This window comes from Plantactinospora veratri, from assembly GCF_036421995.1.
GTDB classification, from domain to species: Bacteria; Actinomycetota; Actinomycetes; order Mycobacteriales; family Micromonosporaceae; genus Plantactinospora; species Plantactinospora veratri.
Map to the genome: position 1 here is coordinate 123,942 of NZ_JAZGQL010000014.1, position 15,737 is coordinate 139,678.

A 15,737-nucleotide genomic window follows, 5' to 3' on the forward strand; every position below is an offset into this window, starting at 1 on the left:
GCCGGACGTTCGGTGGACGGCTACGGGCTACAGGTGGCACTGGTTCTGTTCCTGGTACTGGTCAACGCGGCGTTCTCCGGCAGCGAGATGGCGCTGGTGTCGCTGCGGGAGAGCCAGATCCAGCGGCTGGAGCGGCAGTCGCGCGGCGGGCGGGTGCTGGCGAAGCTGGCGCGGGACCCGAACCGGTTCCTGGCCACCATCCAGATCTTCATCACGCTGGCCAACTTCCTCGCCTCGGCCGCCGCCGCCGTCTCGCTGGCCGCGCCCCTGGTGCCGCTGCTCGGCTTCCTCGGTTCGGCCGCGGAGCCCGCCTCCGTCATCCTGGTGACGGTCCTGTTGACCTTCGTCAGCCTGGTCCTCGGCGAACTGGCGCCGAAGCGGATCGCGATGCAGCGGGCCGAGGGCTGGTCGCTGGTGGTGGCCCGGCCGCTCGACATGCTCGCCGCCTTCTCCCGGCCGGCGGTGTGGCTGCTCAGCAAGTCCACCAACGTGGTGGTCCGGCTCACCGGAGCCGACCCGGAAGGCGGCCCGGAAGAGGTCACCGCCGAGGAGCTGCGGGAGATGGTCACGGCGCAACGCGGGCTCTCCGCCGAGCACCGCACCATCATCAGCGGCGCCTTCGAGATCGCCGACCGGATCCTGCGGGAGATCCTGGTGCCGCGCGGGCAGGTCGTCACCCTGCGCGCCGACCTGCCCACCGCAGCGGCCCGGCGGCAGCTCGCCGAGTCGGGGCACAGCCGCGCCCCGGTCGTCACCCGGGGCGGCCTGGACGACGTGCTCGGCATCGTGCACCTGCGGGACCTGCTCGACGACGGCGGTACGGTCGCCGGGCACGTCGCTCCGGCGCTCTTCCTGCCGGAGACCCTCGGTGTCACCGACGCCCTGCGCCAGATGCGCCAGCAGCGCCAGCAGTTCGCCGTGGTGGTGGACGAGCGAGGCGCCAACGACGGCATCGTGACGATGGAGGACCTCATCGAGGAGATCGTCGGCGAGATCTACGACGAGACGGACCGCGACGTGCAGGCCGTGGTCCGGCAGCCCGACGGGACGCTCCTGGTCGCCGGCACGTTTCCGATCCACGACCTGCCCGACATCGGCCTCGACCTCGACGAGCCCGACGACGGCGACTACACCACCGTCGCCGGTCTGGTCCTCGCCCGGCTCGGACACATCCCGACCGCGCCCGGCGAGACCGTCGAGCTGCCGGCCTTCACCGCGCAGGTCGCCGAGATCGACCGGCACGCCATCACCAGGGTGCGGCTCCGTCCCCGACCGGCCGGGGCGAACGACGACGAGGCGGCCGACGACCCGGCCGGTACCGTCGCCGGACGCGGCTGACGGGCGGGAGGGTCGAGCGGAGGGTGCGTACGAGGCATCGACGATCTACGGTGGAGCGATCGTGTCCGCTACGGAATCCTGGGGAGCCTCGTGACGAAGGAAGCGCCGCCAGCAGACCACGCACGGCCGGACGGGCTCGACACCGGCGTGCCGCACTCCGCCCGGATCTGGAACTACTGGATGGGTGGCAAGGACAACTTCGCCGCCGACCGGGAGGCCGGTGACGCCTACCGGCAGCAGTTCCCCGGCATCGTCCCGCTGGCCAAGCAGTCCCGGCGCTTCCTGATCCGGGCCGTGCACCACCTGGCGGCCGACGCGGGCATCCGCAACTTCCTCGACATCGGCACCGGACTGCCCACCCTGGACAACACCCACCAGGTGGCCCAGCGCGCCGCCCCGGAGTCCCGGGTCGTCTACGTCGACAACGACCCGCTCGTGCTGACCCACGCCCGTGCGCTGCTCAGCAACACCACCCCGGAGGGGGTCACCGACTACGTCGACGCGGACTTCCACGATCCCGACCAGATCATCGCCGACGCCCGGAACATCCTGAACTTCACCCAGCCGATCGCGGTGATGTTCATGGGCGTACTCGGGCACGTCGCCGACCACGAGGAGGCACGCTCCATTGTGGCCCGGGTGATGGCGGCGGTACCCAGCGGCAGCTACCTGATCCTGTGGGACAGCACCAACACCACCGAGGGATTCGACGAGGCGCAACAGGGCTACGACGACACGGGTGCGGTGCCGTACGTGCTGCGCAGCCCGGAGCAGATCGAGCGCTGCTTCGACGGCCTGACCCTGCTGGAGCCGGGCATCGTCTCCATCTCGCAGTGGCGCCCGGACAGCGCCGACGCGGAGCCGGTCGACGGGTACGGCGGGGTCGGGCGTAAGCCCTGACCTCTGTCACGAGGCGCTGCGGGACCCGAACGCGGTCAGGAAACGGTCCCGGAAGGAGTCCATCCGCCAGACCGGCGCCTGCCGGCCCGGCTTCAGCCCGTCCTGCCAGCCCCACCGGGAGATCCGGTCCAGCACGGCCGGGTCGTGCGCCACGATGCTGATGGGCACGTCCCGGCTGGCACCGGTACCGGTGACCACCGGCGAGGGCTGGTGGTCACCGAGGAAGACGACCACGGTGTCGTCGTCGCCGTACTTCTCCACATAGGAGACCAGGCTGTTCAGCGAGTACTCGATGGACCGGCCGTACTCGGCACGCACCTTCGCCCGGTCGCCCCAGAGCGCGCTCTTCGGCTGCCCCTGACCGGCCATCGGCGCGAAGATCGACCCGTCCCCGAGGTCGTCCCAGTCCACGAGCCGGGGAAGGGGTGTCCAGGGCGCGTGACTCGACACGAGGGTTATCGCCGCCATCAGCGGCGCCGTGTCCGGTGTCCCGTGCTCGTAGCGTTCGAAGGCGGCCAGGACGAACTGGTCGGGCATGGTGGCCCAACTGAACTTCGGGCCCTGGTAGCCGAGCTGCCGCGAGTCGTAGACCTTCTGGTAGTCGTACAGCTCCCCCTCCGGCCAGGCCCGGGTGACGCCCGGCATGATGCCGACGGTGCGCCAGTTCGCCCGCCGGAAGGCGCCGGTGAGGGTCAGCCGGTCGGTGGTGACGATGTTGCGGTACCGCTGCTGGTTGTCGATCCAGAGCCCGGAGAGGAACGTGGAGTGGGCCAGCCAGCTGCCGCTGCCCGCCGTCGGTGAGGTGAGGAAGGCGCTGCGCGAGCCGAAGCCGGCGGCGGCCAGCCGCCGGGTACCGGCGTCGAGTGCCGCGTTGACGGGCGGCGCGATCGCCGGATCCTCGACGGCGCTGCGCCCGTAACTCTCGACGAAGACCAGCAGGACGTCCTTTCCGCGCAGGCCGGTGAGCAGCCGGTCACCGGGGACGCCGCCGAAGGCGTCCACGGCGGCCTGCCGGGTGAACTCCTGCTGGCTGCGCAGACCGTCGCGGATCTGGTGGGCCCGCGCGTGCGCCAGGCCGGCCGTGTTCCGGGCCGCCACCGGCACCCCGGGCACGATCTGCACGCCGAACACCGCACAGGCGAGCCAGGCCGCGCCGAGCACAATGACGGTACGCGTCGCGGCGACGCTGTGCGCGGCCACGAGCCGGGTCACCCGGAGCACCGCCAGCGTCATGAGTACGAGTACCGCGACGACCAGCAGCACGGCCACGATCGCCGCGCCGACCGCGCCGGCCCGGCCGAAGGAGTCGGTGAGGAACGAGATCGCGTCGTCCACCAGTACCCAGTCGAGGACCGGGTCGAACTGCCGGGCGAGTACGGCGTAGAAGCCGACGTCCACGAGCTTGAGCAGGCCCAGCAGGCCGAGGGTGACGCCACCGAGTACGGCCGCCACCCGGCGCGCCCCCGGGCGCAGGGCGAGGAGGAGAAGGACGCCGAGGAGTGCCTCCACCGGAATCCGCGCGAACGTGCCGGGGGTGAACTGCTCCGGCCGGTTTCCCATGGCGAGAGCGAGCAGTACGAGCAGGACCGCGAGCGCGGTCGTCACCCGCGCCGCGATCCGCCGTGCGGGCGAACGGCGCCGCTGTTCCGCCGCCTCCCCGCCGTCGGCGGGGCCACCACCGTCGTCGCCGCCCGCGGTCTCACCGCCGCCGTCGACCCGAGCCGCAGCGTCGCCGCCGCCGTCATCTCCGGCGCCGGCCGGGGTGTCCTCGGGGTGCCCGTCCGGCAGCGGACCGTCCGCCGTGGTCGTCGGTTCCTGCTCCTGTGCCGGACGAAAGCGTGCGAAGAGTGACAACCCGAAGATCCTCTCCTGGAGGCCGTGTTGGTGGGGCGGGCCAGGCGCGCGACGCGTGGCCGCACGTGAGCTAGAACGGGATTTCCGCGCCTACGGTTCAACGGGGATTCCGGGACGGGCAGCACCGTTGCGTGATCGCGCAACGAATCGACGCGCTGATCTTGTCGACCCGAGACATCGGTGCCGTCCTGTGTTTGTATCGCGACGTACCGATTCCCAGGGGGAGGGAGTTGTTCATGACGGGCAGGGGCACGGGGGCGCTGGCCGTCGGGCGGGCGGTGCCGCTACTGGTCCGCTGGGGGGTCTCCGCCGATGCCGACCTGGTCTACCGCTGCCTGGTCACCTTCGGTTCCCGCAGTACCGGCGGAATCGCCGCCAGTCTCGGACTCGCGGTGCGCCGGGTCCGCGAGGCGCTGGACGAGTTGGCCGAGGCCGACCTGGTCGTGCCGATCGCCGCGCCGTCCGGCTCCGGGGCCGACGCGGTGACCTGGCGGGCCGCGGCGGCGGAGGTGGCGGTGACGACGCTGCGACGTCGCGCCCTCCGGCGGGCCGCCCCGGCGGTCGAGGGCCCGGCCGGCCTGCTGCGACCGGGTATGGTCCGGCCGTTTCCGGCCCGGCGGCTGCCGGATCGCGAGGCAACCCGTCGGCGTATCGCGGAACTGGTGGCGCTGGAGCGGGTCGAGCACCTGGCGATGAATCCGGAAGAGATCTTCAGCACCGAGGCGCTGGCGATCGGCGCCCCGTTGGACATCGCGCTGCTGCGGCGCCGGATCCGACTGCGTTCGCTGGGCCGGGCGCCCGCCGACGGCGACCGGTCGTCGCGGCACGCGACGGAGTTCGCCCGGCTGGGCGGGGAGTACCGGGAGACGTCCCGGCTGCCGCACAAGCTGATGATCTTCGACCGTCGCGTCGCGCTGGTCGCCGTCGACCCCGACGGGCTGCACCACGGCACGTGGGAGGTCGTCGAACCCTCGGCGGTCGAGTCGTTCGTCTCGCTCTTCGTCCGGTACTGGACGGAGGCGACAGATCCACGCCGGAACGGAGTACCCGAGGTCGTGCTCACACCACGGGAGAAGGCGCTCGTCGCACTGCTCGCCGAGGGCCATACCGACAGCAGTGCCGCGAAGGAACTCGGCATGTCCACCCGATCGGTCACCTACGCGCTGCGGTCCCTGATGGACCGGCTCGGGGTGGAGAACCGCTTTCAACTCGGCCTCGCCCTCGGCGCGATGCAGGCGGCGAGCCCACCGAGGAACAGGCCGCCCGTGGAGGGAGACGACCGATGAGACACCTGGTCGCGGCGGTGGCCGCCGCCCTGATCACCTCGCTCACCGCCGGGCCGGCGACGGCTGCCGAGCCGGTGTGGGAGCGGATCCCCTGCACCTCCGGCGCGATCGAGGTCGCGGCGACGGACGAGACCAAGGACGGGGTGTTCCTCACCCTCGCGGGTCAGCTCGACTGCGCCGAGGAAAAGACGGCCGCCGCCTTCGGGTACGGCATCTACGAGCCCGGTCGCGCGGAGGGCCTCGTGTACGGGTCGCACCTGCGGCCGTACGCGCCGGCCGGGGTCAGCCCGTTCTCGGACCGGAAGCGGGTGCCGACCGGGCCGGTGGACTTCGTGATCTGCGTGGTCACCGACTACCTGGTCCGGGTCGAGTGTGTCCGGGTGGTGTGGGACCTGCTGGACCACGAGATCCAGGCGCGCCCACTGGAGACCACCGATCCGCTGGTCGACCGCATGGTCCGACTCGTCTCGCCGGACTGGGGACCCCGGCCGGTCTGCGGGAGCTGCTGGTGACGCTCCGGTACGACCGGCGGTTGTGACAGAACCATGACATGGCCCGCACGGTCTCCGGACCCGGGCACCGCATCCTGGGCTGGTGCATCCGGTATCGCCGTACCCGTCAACGACCCCGCCGGGGGTTCCGGCCCGGTCCGACCGCCGGCCGGCGCCCGCCGACCGGGGGCCGGCCCGCCGGCTGCGCCACGCCGCCCTCGGTTACCTGCTCGCGTTCGTGCTGACCGCCGTCGGGTTCGTCGGCACCGGTGCGGGGCAGCTGCTCGACGGCACGCTGCTGCCCCGGGCCGAGCGGGGCGGCGGATACGCCCAGCCGACCGACCTGGTCGAGCCGGCGCGCACCGTACTGGCCTGGTTCGGCGACCCGGCGGTGCTGGGCCTGCTGCTCGTCGCCGTACTGCTGCTCGGTGTGCTCGGCCGGCGGCCCTGGGCCGGGGTGGCCGGGGTGGGCCTGGTCGGCGCCGCGGTGCTCGGCGCGGGCGTCGCCAAGCGGGTGATCCTGCGGCCGGAGCTCGGGGTGGCCACCTCGACCACGCACAACAGCTTCCCCAGCGGCCACGTCGCGGCGGCGATGGCGCTGCTCCTCGCGGTCCTGCTCGTGCTCCCCGCACCGGCCCGGCGCTGGTGTGCCGCCCCGGGGGCGGTGGGCGTCTGCACGGTCGCCGCGTCCACCATGATCGCGGGTTGGCACCGGTTCAGTGACGTCCTGGGCGGCGTACTGCTGGCGGCGGCGCTGTTCTGCCTGGTCGCCGCCGCGCTGGCCCGGCCGCGCCGGGATAGCGGTGCCGTGACGGCCGCGGTCGAGGTCGGGTCCTTCGGGCTGCTCGGCGGGGTACCGCTGCTGGCGCTGCTGGTCGGCGTGCCGGCGCACACCCCCTACACCGCGGCCGGCGGTGCCGGCGGGCTCTTCGTCGCGATCGTGGCCGGCAGCGGGTTCGTCGTCCTGGTCGTCGCCACCCTGCTGGTCCTGCTGCGTCCGGTGGACTTCGTCGGCCCCGTCGCGGGGCGCCGGCCCGGACCGGACCCCGAACCGGACACTCCGGCGGCGGAGGGCTGATCCGTGCCACGAATCATGATCGACAGGGCAACTTCGGCGGGAATGCAATAGTTGGTGCCATGTCTCGGGTGCTGTTGATCGAGGACCATCAGACGGTGCGCGACGGCCTCCAGCTGGCCCTGACCCGCCAGGGCCACACCGTGGACGCCGTGGCCACCGGCGAGCAGGGGCTGGCCCGGCTGGTCACGGACAGCGCCGACGTCGTCGTCCTGGACCTCATGCTGCCCGGGATCGACGGCTTCGAGGTGTGCCGCCGGATCCGGTCGACCGGCGACCTGCCGATCATCATGCTCACCGCCCGCAACGACGACATCGACGTGGTGGCCGGGCTGGAGGCCGGTGCCGACGACTACGTGGTCAAGCCGGTGCAGGCCCGGGTACTGGAGGCGCGGATCCGCGCGGTGCTGCGCCGGACGAGCGGCGAACCCCGGCGCTCCGGCCCGGAACCGGCGGTGCAGCGGTACGGCGCGCTGACCATCGACCGGTCGGCGCTGGTGGTCAGCAAGGCAGGCGAGCCGATCGGCCTCGCCCCGACCGAACTGCGGCTGCTGCTCGAACTCTCCGGCACCCCGGGCCGGGTACTCAGCCGGCAGCAACTGCTGGAGGCGGTCTGGGAGCACGGCTACCTCGGCGACTCGCGACTCGTCGACGCCTGCGTGCAGCGGTTGCGGGCGAAGATCGAGGACGACTCCGCCGCCCCGGTCTACGTGCAGACCGTGCGCGGCTTCGGCTACCGGTTCGGCCCGTTGTGAGCCGTACCCGAGCGCACGGTCGACCCTCGCGGCACGGCGCGCCGCACTGTGGCCGGGACCTGTGGTGAGCCGGCTGCGGTGGCCGGCCGGCCTGCGGGTCCGGCTGCTGCTCGCCTTCGTCTCGCTCGGCCTGACCACCACGGCGGTGGTGGCCGGAGCCAGCTACGTCCAGGCCCGGAACGTCATCCTGCAACAGGCCCAGGACGCGGCCGTCGTCACGTTGAAGGAGCAGATCACCCGGCTCCCCCCGATCCGAACCCTGCCACCGAGCCAGGCCGACCTCGACGCCATCGCCACCGAACTCTCCGGCCGCGACGACACCGCGATCGCCGCGTACCAGGGGCGCAGCTCCGCACCCGACCAGGTCTCCGCCGTACTCCCGCCGGAGTTGCGCAGGGCGGTGGGTAGTGGTCGGGTCGTCTGGCAGCGGCAGACCGCGCACGGCTACCCGTACCTGGTGATCGGGACCCAGGTGATGCTCAACCAGCCGGAGGGGACGGCGCGGCCGTCCGGACTGGAGATCTACCGCCTGCACAGCCTGGAGGCCGAGCAACGCAGCATCGAGCAGCTCGCGATGTGGAGCTGGTCGACCGGCGGGCTGTCGCTGGCGCTCGCCGTCGTGCTGGCGCTGCTCGCCGCCCGGGGCGTGCTGCGGCCGGTCCGGGAACTCGACCGGGCGGCCCGCCGGCTCGGCGACGGCGACCTGAGCACCCGGCTGGCCGTACGCGGCTCCGACGAACTCGCGCGGGTCGCCGGTACCTTCAACCACACCGCCCAGCGACTGGAACGGCAGGTCGACGAGTTGCGCCGGATGGAGGCGGACGCCCGGCGCTTCGTGGCCGACGTCTCGCACGAGCTGCGTACCCCGCTGGCCGCGATGACCGCGGTAACCGACGTACTCGACGAGGAGGCGCCCCGGCTGCCCGGCGACGCGGGCCGGGCCGCCCGGTTGGTCAGCCAGGAGACGCAGAGCCTGACCCGGCTGGTCAACGACCTGATCGAGGTGAGCAGGTTCGACAGCGGTACGGCCGCACTCGCCCTCGACGACGTCGACGTGCCGGCGGCGGTACGCGCGACCCTGCGCGCCCGGGGCTGGACCGACCGGGTGGTGGCAGACCTGCCGCCGGAGACCCGGGCCCGGCTCGACCCCCGCCGGCTGGACGTGATCCTGGCGAACCTGGTCGGCAACGCGCTGCGGCACGGCGCTCCGCCGGTGACGGTACGGCTGCGCGCCGAACCGGACTGGATCGTCCTGCTGGTCGGCGACCGCGGCCCGGGGCTCGACCCGCTGGTGCTGCCGCAGGTCTTCGACCGCTTCTACAAGGCGGACAGCGCCCGGAGCCGCTCCGACGGCAGTGGACTCGGTCTCGCCATCGCCTGGGAGAACGCCCGGCTGCACCGGGCCGGCGCCGAACGGGGCAGTCTGGTGGCCGGGAACGACCCGGCCGGCGGTGCGGTGTTCACGCTCCGCCTGCCGCGCCACTGCACCGATCCGGCGACGCCCACCGCCGGCCGGCCCGGTCCCGCCGCCGGCCGGCCCGGTCCCGTCGGGGGACGTCCGTGACCGGCCTCCGGCGGTGGGTGACGCTCGCCGCCGTCGCGCTGCTGACGGTGCTCGCCGCCGGGTGCGGCGTGCGGCCGACCGTGGTCATCACCGGCGGTCCCGCACCGACGGGGCCGGTGCAGGGGGTGGGCGTCTTCTTCGTCGCGGAGCAGCGCGTCACCCTGGTGCTGCGCCCCTCCACCCCGCCGGGTTCGGTCGACGACGCGCTGGCACTGCTGCTGGCCGGCCCCGACCGGCGGGAGCGGCAGCAGGGCTACCGCACCGAGATCCCGACGGACGCCGAGCCGGCGGTGACCACGTCCGACCCGTCGGGTACGACGGTGAAGCTCGGCACCGACGTGACCGCGCTGTCGGCGACGGCGGTCGACCAGATCGTCTGCACCGTCCGGTACGCCCTCCCGGACGACAGGCCGGCGGGGCGCTCCGTGGTCACGCTGACCGGTCCGGACGGGAGCCGGGGACCGTACCGTTGCGACCCGCCGAAATGCCCGGCCGCCCCGGGCGGGTCGGCGCACTCCCCCGACGCCGCCTGGTGCCTGCCGCCCGACGTCGTGCCCGCACCGCCCCGGGCCACCGCCCCCGGCTTCTGAGCAGCCCCGCCCGGCACCTCACCCGGCGGCCGCGGCGCTCCGGGCGCCGTCGATCAGGATGTCGAGCAGCCTCGGAAAGGCGATCCCGGCCCGGGCCCAGATCTGCGGGTACTGCGACTCGCCGGTGAAGCCGGGAAACGTGTTGACCTCGTTGACCACCGGCTCACCCGAGCCGTCGCCGGGCAGGTCGTCACCGGGCAGGAAGAAGTCGACCCGGAGCAGGCCCCGACAGCCGAGTGCGTGGAAGGCCCGGACCGCCCGATCCTGCAACAGCCGGGTCGTCGCGGCGTCGAGCGGGGCCGGAATCTGGAAGACGGCCCCGCCGTCGTACTTGGCGGCGTGGTCGAAGAAGGCTGCGGTCGGCGGCACACGGATCTCCAGCGGCGGCCCGGCCTCGACCCGTCCGTCCGGGTACTGGAGCACGCCGACGTCGATCTCCCGGCCGGGTACGGCCCGCTCGACGAGAACCTTCGGGTCGGCCTCGCGGGCCAGCCGGAGCGCGGCCGGCAGTTGCCACCACTTGTCGACCCGGGACACGCCGAGGCTGGAGCCCGCCCGGGCCGGCTTGACGAAGACCGGCAGACCCAGCCGCTGCTGTTCGAGCCGGGAGAGGAACTCGCCGTCCCGCAGCGTCACGCCGGCCGCGACGCGCAGTCCCTCGGCACCGAGCAGCTTCTTCGTCACCGCCTTGTCCATGCCGGCCGCACTGGCGAAGACCCCGTTGCCGACGTACGGCACGCCGAGCCAGTCCAGCATCGACTGGACGTTGCCGTCCTCGCCGTACGGGCCGTGCATGGCCGGGAACACCACGTCCTGGGCGGTCAGTACCCGCAGCGCCGCCGGCAGCGTGACCGGTACGCCGTCGACCTGCCACCGGCCGTCCCGCTCGACGAGCACCCGGGTCACCCGATAGGCGTCCCGGTCGAGGTGGGCGAGGATGCTCGCCGCCGAACGGCGGGACACCTCGTGCTCGCCGCTGCGCCCGCCGTACAGCACCGCCAGCCGGATACTCATCCTCGACACTCCCCTGCACTCCGGCCGCCACGCGGCACGCGGGCACCGAGCCCGCCGATCCGTACCCTCATTCCGCTACCACCCCCGCCGGTCGATACCGGCGGGCGACCCGGGCGCCGATGCCGGTCAGGATCTCGTGCGGGCTGGTCCGGGCCCACGCCGCCCACTGCGCCACCGTCGGCCAGCCGGGTTCTGCCGGGGCCGGGCCGAAGAGCACCACCGGGTCGCCGATCGACACCGGCAGGTCCCCGGCGTCGACCACGCACTGGTCCATGGCGATCCGCCCGACGATCGGCCGCCGGGTGCCGGCCAGCCACACCTCGGCCCGCCCCTCGGCGGCCCGGGGCAGCCCGTCCGCGTAGCCGAGCGGCAACAGTGCCAGCGTCGTCGCCCGCTCGGTCACCCGGTCCGGCCCGTAGGAGACGCCGGTACCGGCCGGCACCCGCTTGACGTTCACCACCGTGGAGCGCAGGGTCATCGCGGCCCGCAGCCGGTACGCCCCGGCGCCGGACGCGCCGAACGGGTCGACGCCGTAGAGCGCCAGTCCGATCCGGCAGAGGTCGTACCGGGTCGCCGGGGCGGCCAGCGCCGCCGCCGAGTTCGCCAGGTGGGCGAGATCCGGCCGCAGTCCGGCCGCCCGGGCGATCCGCAGCGCCTCCTCGAAGGCCGCCACCTGCCGGTCGACGCCCCGACCGTCCGGCGTCTCGGCGCCGGCCAGGTGCGACCAGACCCCCCGGACCCGGACGGTCCCCTCGACCTCGTACTTGCGGGCCCAGTCGACCAGCTCCGGCCAGTCGTCGCGGCTGGCGCCGTTGCGGGACAACCCGGTGTCGGCCTTGAGCTGGACCGTTCCGGGGCGGCCCGACCGGCGCGCCGCCTCGGCGATCGAGTGCAGGTGCGGCACGGTCGAGACCCCGAGGTCGACGTCCGCGCCGATCAGCCGGCCGAAGTCGTCGTCCGGTCGGTGCAGCCAGCTCAGTACGGGTGCGGTGAGACCCGCCGCGCGCAGGGCGAGCGCCTCGCCGGCCGAGGTCACCCCGAGCCAGCTCGCGCCGGCCGCCAGCGCGGCCCGGGCTACCGGTACCGCGCCGTGCCCGAACCCGTCGGCCTTCACCACCGCCATCAGCCCGGTACCGGCGAGCGCCGCGACCGTACCCAGGTTGGCCGCGACGGCCGCGAGGTCGACCTCGGCCTCGGCCAGCGCGCTCATCCGCGCCACCCCGCCGGTACGGCCTCCTCGAGCCGCCCCGCCGGATCCACCTGGCCACCGTCCGGGCCGCCGCGATCGGCTCGGCGCACCTCGCCGTCCCGGCACCGTGGCCACGGGCGACGCCGACGACCGGCGGGGCGCGGCGCCGGCAGGTCGAACATCCAGCCGGCCCGCAGGAAGAGCAGTCCCCGGTGCAGTGCCAGGGTCAGGGCGAGCAGGGCCGAGGTGAGCAGGATCGGATAGCCGAGCGCCAGCGCGACCTGTCCGGACCGGCCCAGCCCGGACAGCGGACCGAGCAGTACCCGGTCGGCGAGCGCCAGCAGTGGCAGGTGCAGGACGTACACCGGGAGGGTCCGCCGGCCGAGGGCGGCGAGCGGGTCGCCGAGCCGGCGCCACCGGGTCAGCCGGGCGGCGGCGGTGAGTCCGAAGGCCACCGCCGCGACCGAGACCAGCAGCCACACCCCCGGCCAGCCCTGCGCCCCGGTCCGGGCCATCCCGGCCAGTGCGGTCAGGTAGCCGGCGGCGGTGAGCAGCAGCCGGCGCCGGGTCGCGGCCGCCACCCAGCTCGACAGGTACGGCCGCAGGTGCAACCCGCCGAGGAAGAAGACCAGGTTCTGGTAGACGCCGGCCCGGTTGCCGGCGGTGGCGAGCAGTCCCGCCGTGCTGACGGCGGAGAGGCCGGCGGCGGCCGCCAGCAGCACCGGCGCGGGGATCCGGCGGGCCAGCTTGGCGACCGCGAAATACAGCGCGAGGGCGTAGAGATACCAGAGGTTGGACGGGCTGACGGTGAGTTCGGCCAGCAGGCCGGTGACCGAGCCGGCCCGGTCGGTCGGGAAGTCCGGCGCGGCGGCGAGCAGCAGGGTGTGGATCAGCAGCCATCCGGCGTACAGATAGAGGAACCGGGCGATCCGGGACCGGCCGACCTGGCGCCAGGGCCGGCCGACGGCGTTCGCGGCGAAGAGTCCGGAGATGGTGAAGAAGAGCGGCATCCGCAACGGCAGCAACTGCTCGCCCAGCGTCCCCCAGACCCCGGGCAGCGGTACGCCGCCGAGATGCCACTCGATCCGCAGATAGTGCTTGACGATGACGTGCCAGAGCACCACGAGGGCGATGCAGGCGCCCTTGGCGACGTCGGCCCAGCGCTGCCGGGGTGGCGACGAGGCGGCGCCCGGGCGGGCGGCCGGTGGGAAGGGCTCGGAACTCACCCGAGCGAAGGTGCCACCGCGATGTCCGGAGCCGGTCCGCGCATTGTCACGACCGGGTAATAGCGGTCCGGCGTCCCCGGTCGGAGCGGACGGTCAGAGCTCGCGACCGACGGTCGGTCGGACGGTCAGGGCTTGCGGCCGACGCCGACGAGGTTGTCCAACGGGCGCGGCGGGCCGGCGGGGCTGGGATCGGGCCGCCACCGGGTGACGTCTACCAGCCCCGGCTCGACCAGCTCCAGCCCCTCGAAGTAGCTGGCGATCTCCTCCGGGGTACGCATCGCGTAGGGCGGGTTGGCCGACTGGTTCCAGATCTTCATCACGTCGTTGAGTTCCGGGTTGGTGTCGGCACCGTCCACGGCCACCAGATAGCTCCCGGACGGCAGCGCGTCCATCAGCCGGCGGACGACCGCCCGCGCCTCCTCGACGGTGGGCAGGTGGGCCAGGATCCCGGAGAGGATGACCGCGACCGGCTGGGTGAGGTCGAGGGTACGACCCGCCTCCCGCAGGATCGTCGCGGTGTCGCGGATGTCCGCGTCGATGTAGTCCGTGGCGCCCTCCGGCCCGCTGGTCAGCAGGGCCCGGGCGTGCACGAGCACGAGCGGGTCGTAGTCGACGTAGACGATGCGGGCCTGCGGGGCCACCGCCTGGGCCACCTCGTGCGTGTTGTTGGCGGTGGGCAGCCCGGTGCCGACGTCCAGGAACTGCCGGACCCCGGCCTCACCGGCGAGGTGGCGCACCACCCGGTTCAGCACGGCGCGGTCGGCACGCGCGATCTCGACGATGATCGGGAACGCCTCGGCGATCTCGTCGCCGAGCGCCCGGTCGACGGGGTAGTTGTCCTTGCCGCCGAGCCAGTAGTTCCAGACCCGGGCCGTCTGCGGCACCTCGGAGTCGATCTTCGGCCTGGACGACTTTTCCTCGCCGGGAGTCTCTTCCTCGCCGGACGTGGAAATCTCCTCGGTCACGGGCAGAACCCTCCGGTCGGTCGATCTATGTGGCGGAGGCCAAGGATAACTGTGGTCACCGCGGCGCCTCGTCGAGGTCGCGGATGATCCGGTCCAGGATCTGGAAGGTGTCCTTGAGCGGCGCCGCCTCGACGAAGAGCCGGTTCACCGCCTCGAAGTAGCAGTCGACGTCCTCCCGCTTGTCGAGGTAGAGCGCGCTGGTCAACTGTTCGATGTAGACCAGGTCGGCCAGTTCCTGCTGCGGGAAACGCAGGATGGTGAAGGCGCCGCCGGCCGCGGCGTGCCCACCCGCGGCGAGCGGGATCACCTGTAGCCTCACGTTCGGCATCTTCGTGACGATGCTGATCAGCGCTTCGAGCTGGTCGCGCATCACCTGCGGCCCGCCGACCGGGCGGCGCAGCGCGGCCTCGTCCACCACCGCCCAGAACATCGGCGGATCCGGGCGGGTCAGCACCTGCTGCCGCTCCATCCGCAGCCGTACCCGGCGCGCGACCTCGTCCTCCCGGGCCGAACCGTGGCCGAGGCGCACCACCGCCCGGGCGTACTCCTCGGTCTGGAGCAGCCCCGGGACGAACTGGACCTCGTAACTGCGGATCAGTGTCGCCGTCGCCTCCAGCCCCAGGTAGCGCTGGAACCAGTTCGGCGTGACGTCGCTGTACGGATGCCACCAGCTCGACGTGTTCGCCTCGCGTACCCGCGTCAGCAGCGTGGCCCGTTCCTGCTCGTCGTGTACGCCGTAGAGCGAGAGCAGGTCGAGTACGTCGCGCTCCTTGAAGCCGACCCGGCCCAGCTCCATCCGGCTGATCTTCGACTCGGAGGCGCGGATCGGCTCGGCCGCTTCCGCCCTGGTCAGTCCCCGTTCCTCGCGCAGTCGTCGTAGTTGGGCCCCGACCAGGATCCGTACGGCCATCGCACCGTCGCCGGGCCCGTCCGGCTGTGCTGATCCGCTCACCCCACACCTCCGGGTTGCTTCCCGACGCCAAGCATGCCATCGAGAGTCGATCAGAGCTACCGGCTGGCCACGGTTGGCGATCATCAAACGGACGGTAGCCGGGTCAACACCGGATGGCGGGTACGCCAGAATGGTCGACGTGGCGGTACCGGATGCGCAGTTCCTGCGGATGGTGGACACGCTCGCCGAGGTCGAGCGTGCCCAGGCGCGGGACTACACCTCGTTCAGTGTCCGGGGCACGCGCTTCGGCTACCACTGGCCACGCACCAGGACGGTGGGGCTGAAGCAGACCCTGTCGGAGCAGGCGGCGCTGGTCGCCGAGCGGCCGGACGTCTTCGAGGTGCAGTTCACCTCCGGCGGCTTCGGTTGGGTCGTCGTCCAGCTGCCCAGGATCGACGCCGACGAGCTGGCCGAGCTGGTCTACGAGGCCTGGTCCCTCTCCGCGCCCGGAGACCTCGTCGACGGACATCCGCTCGTCCCGGTGCCACCGTCCGCCCCGGGCCGCTAGCCGGCTCACCGGAGTCGGTGCGGTTGCCGG

The 15,737-nt window shown here is 73.1% G+C and carries 15 protein-coding genes; 9 read left to right on the forward strand and 6 right to left on the reverse strand.

Annotated features, from left to right (window positions below; genetic code table 11):
- Positions 1–12: 12 nt before the first annotated feature.
- Positions 13–1,338 (forward strand): hemolysin family protein, encoded by a 1,326-nt coding sequence (locus V1634_RS19315; RefSeq protein ID WP_331209271.1) that lies wholly within the window; start codon positions 13–15, stop codon positions 1,336–1,338.
- 90 nt (positions 1,339–1,428) lie between these two features.
- Positions 1,429–2,238 (forward strand): SAM-dependent methyltransferase, encoded by an 810-nt coding sequence (locus V1634_RS19320; protein WP_331209272.1) that lies wholly within the window; start codon positions 1,429–1,431, stop codon positions 2,236–2,238.
- Between the two features lie 6 nt (positions 2,239–2,244).
- On the opposite strand, the gene V1634_RS19325 is transcribed toward V1634_RS19320, so the two are convergent.
- Positions 2,245–4,092: an alkaline phosphatase family protein gene (locus V1634_RS19325; RefSeq protein ID WP_331209273.1), complete on the reverse strand. Its 1,848-nt coding sequence runs from the start codon at positions 4,090–4,092 to the stop codon at positions 2,245–2,247.
- 236 nt (positions 4,093–4,328) lie between these two features.
- On the opposite strand from V1634_RS19325, the gene V1634_RS19330 reads away from it, so the two are divergent.
- The 6 genes from V1634_RS19330 (at position 4,329) to V1634_RS19355 (ending at position 9,853) form a co-directional block, all read left to right on the forward strand.
- Positions 4,329–5,378: a helix-turn-helix transcriptional regulator gene (locus V1634_RS19330; protein ID WP_331209274.1), complete on the forward strand. Its 1,050-nt coding sequence runs from the start codon at positions 4,329–4,331 to the stop codon at positions 5,376–5,378.
- Positions 5,375–5,890: a hypothetical protein gene (locus V1634_RS19335; RefSeq protein WP_331209275.1), complete on the forward strand. Its 516-nt coding sequence runs from the start codon at positions 5,375–5,377 to the stop codon at positions 5,888–5,890. The genes V1634_RS19330 and V1634_RS19335 overlap by 4 nt, the downstream gene beginning before the upstream one ends.
- Before the next feature lie 82 nt (positions 5,891–5,972).
- Positions 5,973–6,947: a phosphatase PAP2 family protein gene (locus V1634_RS19340; RefSeq protein ID WP_331209276.1), complete on the forward strand. Its 975-nt coding sequence runs from the start codon at positions 5,973–5,975 to the stop codon at positions 6,945–6,947.
- Between the two features lie 59 nt (positions 6,948–7,006).
- Positions 7,007–7,699 (forward strand): response regulator transcription factor, encoded by a 693-nt coding sequence (locus V1634_RS19345; protein WP_331209277.1) that lies wholly within the window; start codon positions 7,007–7,009, stop codon positions 7,697–7,699.
- 64 nt (positions 7,700–7,763) lie between these two features.
- Positions 7,764–9,263, forward strand: coding sequence for a HAMP domain-containing sensor histidine kinase (locus V1634_RS19350; RefSeq protein ID WP_331209278.1), 1,500 nt, complete (start codon positions 7,764–7,766; stop codon positions 9,261–9,263).
- Entirely contained in the window at positions 9,260–9,853 is a 594-nt protein-coding gene (locus V1634_RS19355) for a hypothetical protein (protein ID WP_331209279.1), read from the forward strand. The genes V1634_RS19350 and V1634_RS19355 overlap by 4 nt, the downstream gene beginning before the upstream one ends.
- Positions 9,854–9,871: 18 nt before the next feature.
- On the opposite strand, the gene V1634_RS19360 is transcribed toward V1634_RS19355, so the two are convergent.
- From V1634_RS19360 to V1634_RS19380, 5 genes are all read right to left on the reverse strand, one after another.
- Entirely contained in the window at positions 9,872–10,867 is a 996-nt protein-coding gene (locus V1634_RS19360; protein ID WP_331209280.1) for a D-alanine--D-alanine ligase family protein, read from the reverse strand.
- A gap of 67 nt (positions 10,868–10,934) precedes the next feature.
- Positions 10,935–12,077, reverse strand: coding sequence for an alanine racemase (gene alr / locus V1634_RS19365; protein ID WP_331209281.1), 1,143 nt, complete (start codon positions 12,075–12,077; stop codon positions 10,935–10,937).
- Complete coding sequence (locus tag V1634_RS19370) at positions 12,074–13,282, reverse strand: acyltransferase family protein (RefSeq protein WP_331209282.1); 1,209 nt, start codon at positions 13,280–13,282, stop codon at positions 12,074–12,076. Before V1634_RS19370 ends, alr begins: the two co-directional genes overlap by 4 nt.
- A gap of 125 nt (positions 13,283–13,407) precedes the next feature.
- Positions 13,408–14,235, reverse strand: a complete 828-nt coding sequence (locus V1634_RS19375; protein WP_331209459.1) for an SAM-dependent methyltransferase — start codon at positions 14,233–14,235, stop codon at positions 13,408–13,410.
- Between the two features lie 67 nt (positions 14,236–14,302).
- Entirely contained in the window at positions 14,303–15,157 is an 855-nt protein-coding gene (locus V1634_RS19380) for a helix-turn-helix domain-containing protein (protein WP_331209460.1), read from the reverse strand.
- Positions 15,158–15,338: 181 nt separating this feature from the next.
- Here V1634_RS19380 and V1634_RS19385 point away from each other — a divergent pair, with 181 nt between their 5' ends.
- Positions 15,339–15,707 carry an MmcQ/YjbR family DNA-binding protein gene (locus V1634_RS19385; RefSeq protein ID WP_331209283.1) on the forward strand — a complete coding sequence of 123 codons (369 nt, stop codon included), beginning with the start codon at positions 15,339–15,341 and terminating at the stop codon, positions 15,705–15,707.
- The last annotated feature ends 30 nt before the right edge of the window (positions 15,708–15,737 follow it).

Excerpts from the sequence above, each read along its gene's own strand:
- V1634_RS19330 (WP_331209274.1), top strand. The coding sequence starts at position 4,329 with ATGACGGGCAGGGGCACGGGGGCGCTGGCCGTCGGGCGGGCGGTGCCG.
- alr (WP_331209281.1), bottom strand. The coding sequence starts at position 12,077 with ATGAGCGCGCTGGCCGAGGCCGAGGTCGACCTCGCGGCCGTCGCGGCC.
- V1634_RS19380 (WP_331209460.1), bottom strand. The coding sequence starts at position 15,157 with ATGGCCGTACGGATCCTGGTCGGGGCCCAACTACGACGACTGCGCGAG.
- V1634_RS19360 (WP_331209280.1), bottom strand. The coding sequence starts at position 10,867 with ATGAGTATCCGGCTGGCGGTGCTGTACGGCGGGCGCAGCGGCGAGCAC.
- V1634_RS19335 (WP_331209275.1), top strand. The coding sequence starts at position 5,375 with ATGAGACACCTGGTCGCGGCGGTGGCCGCCGCCCTGATCACCTCGCTC.
- V1634_RS19345 (WP_331209277.1), top strand. The coding sequence starts at position 7,007 with ATGTCTCGGGTGCTGTTGATCGAGGACCATCAGACGGTGCGCGACGGC.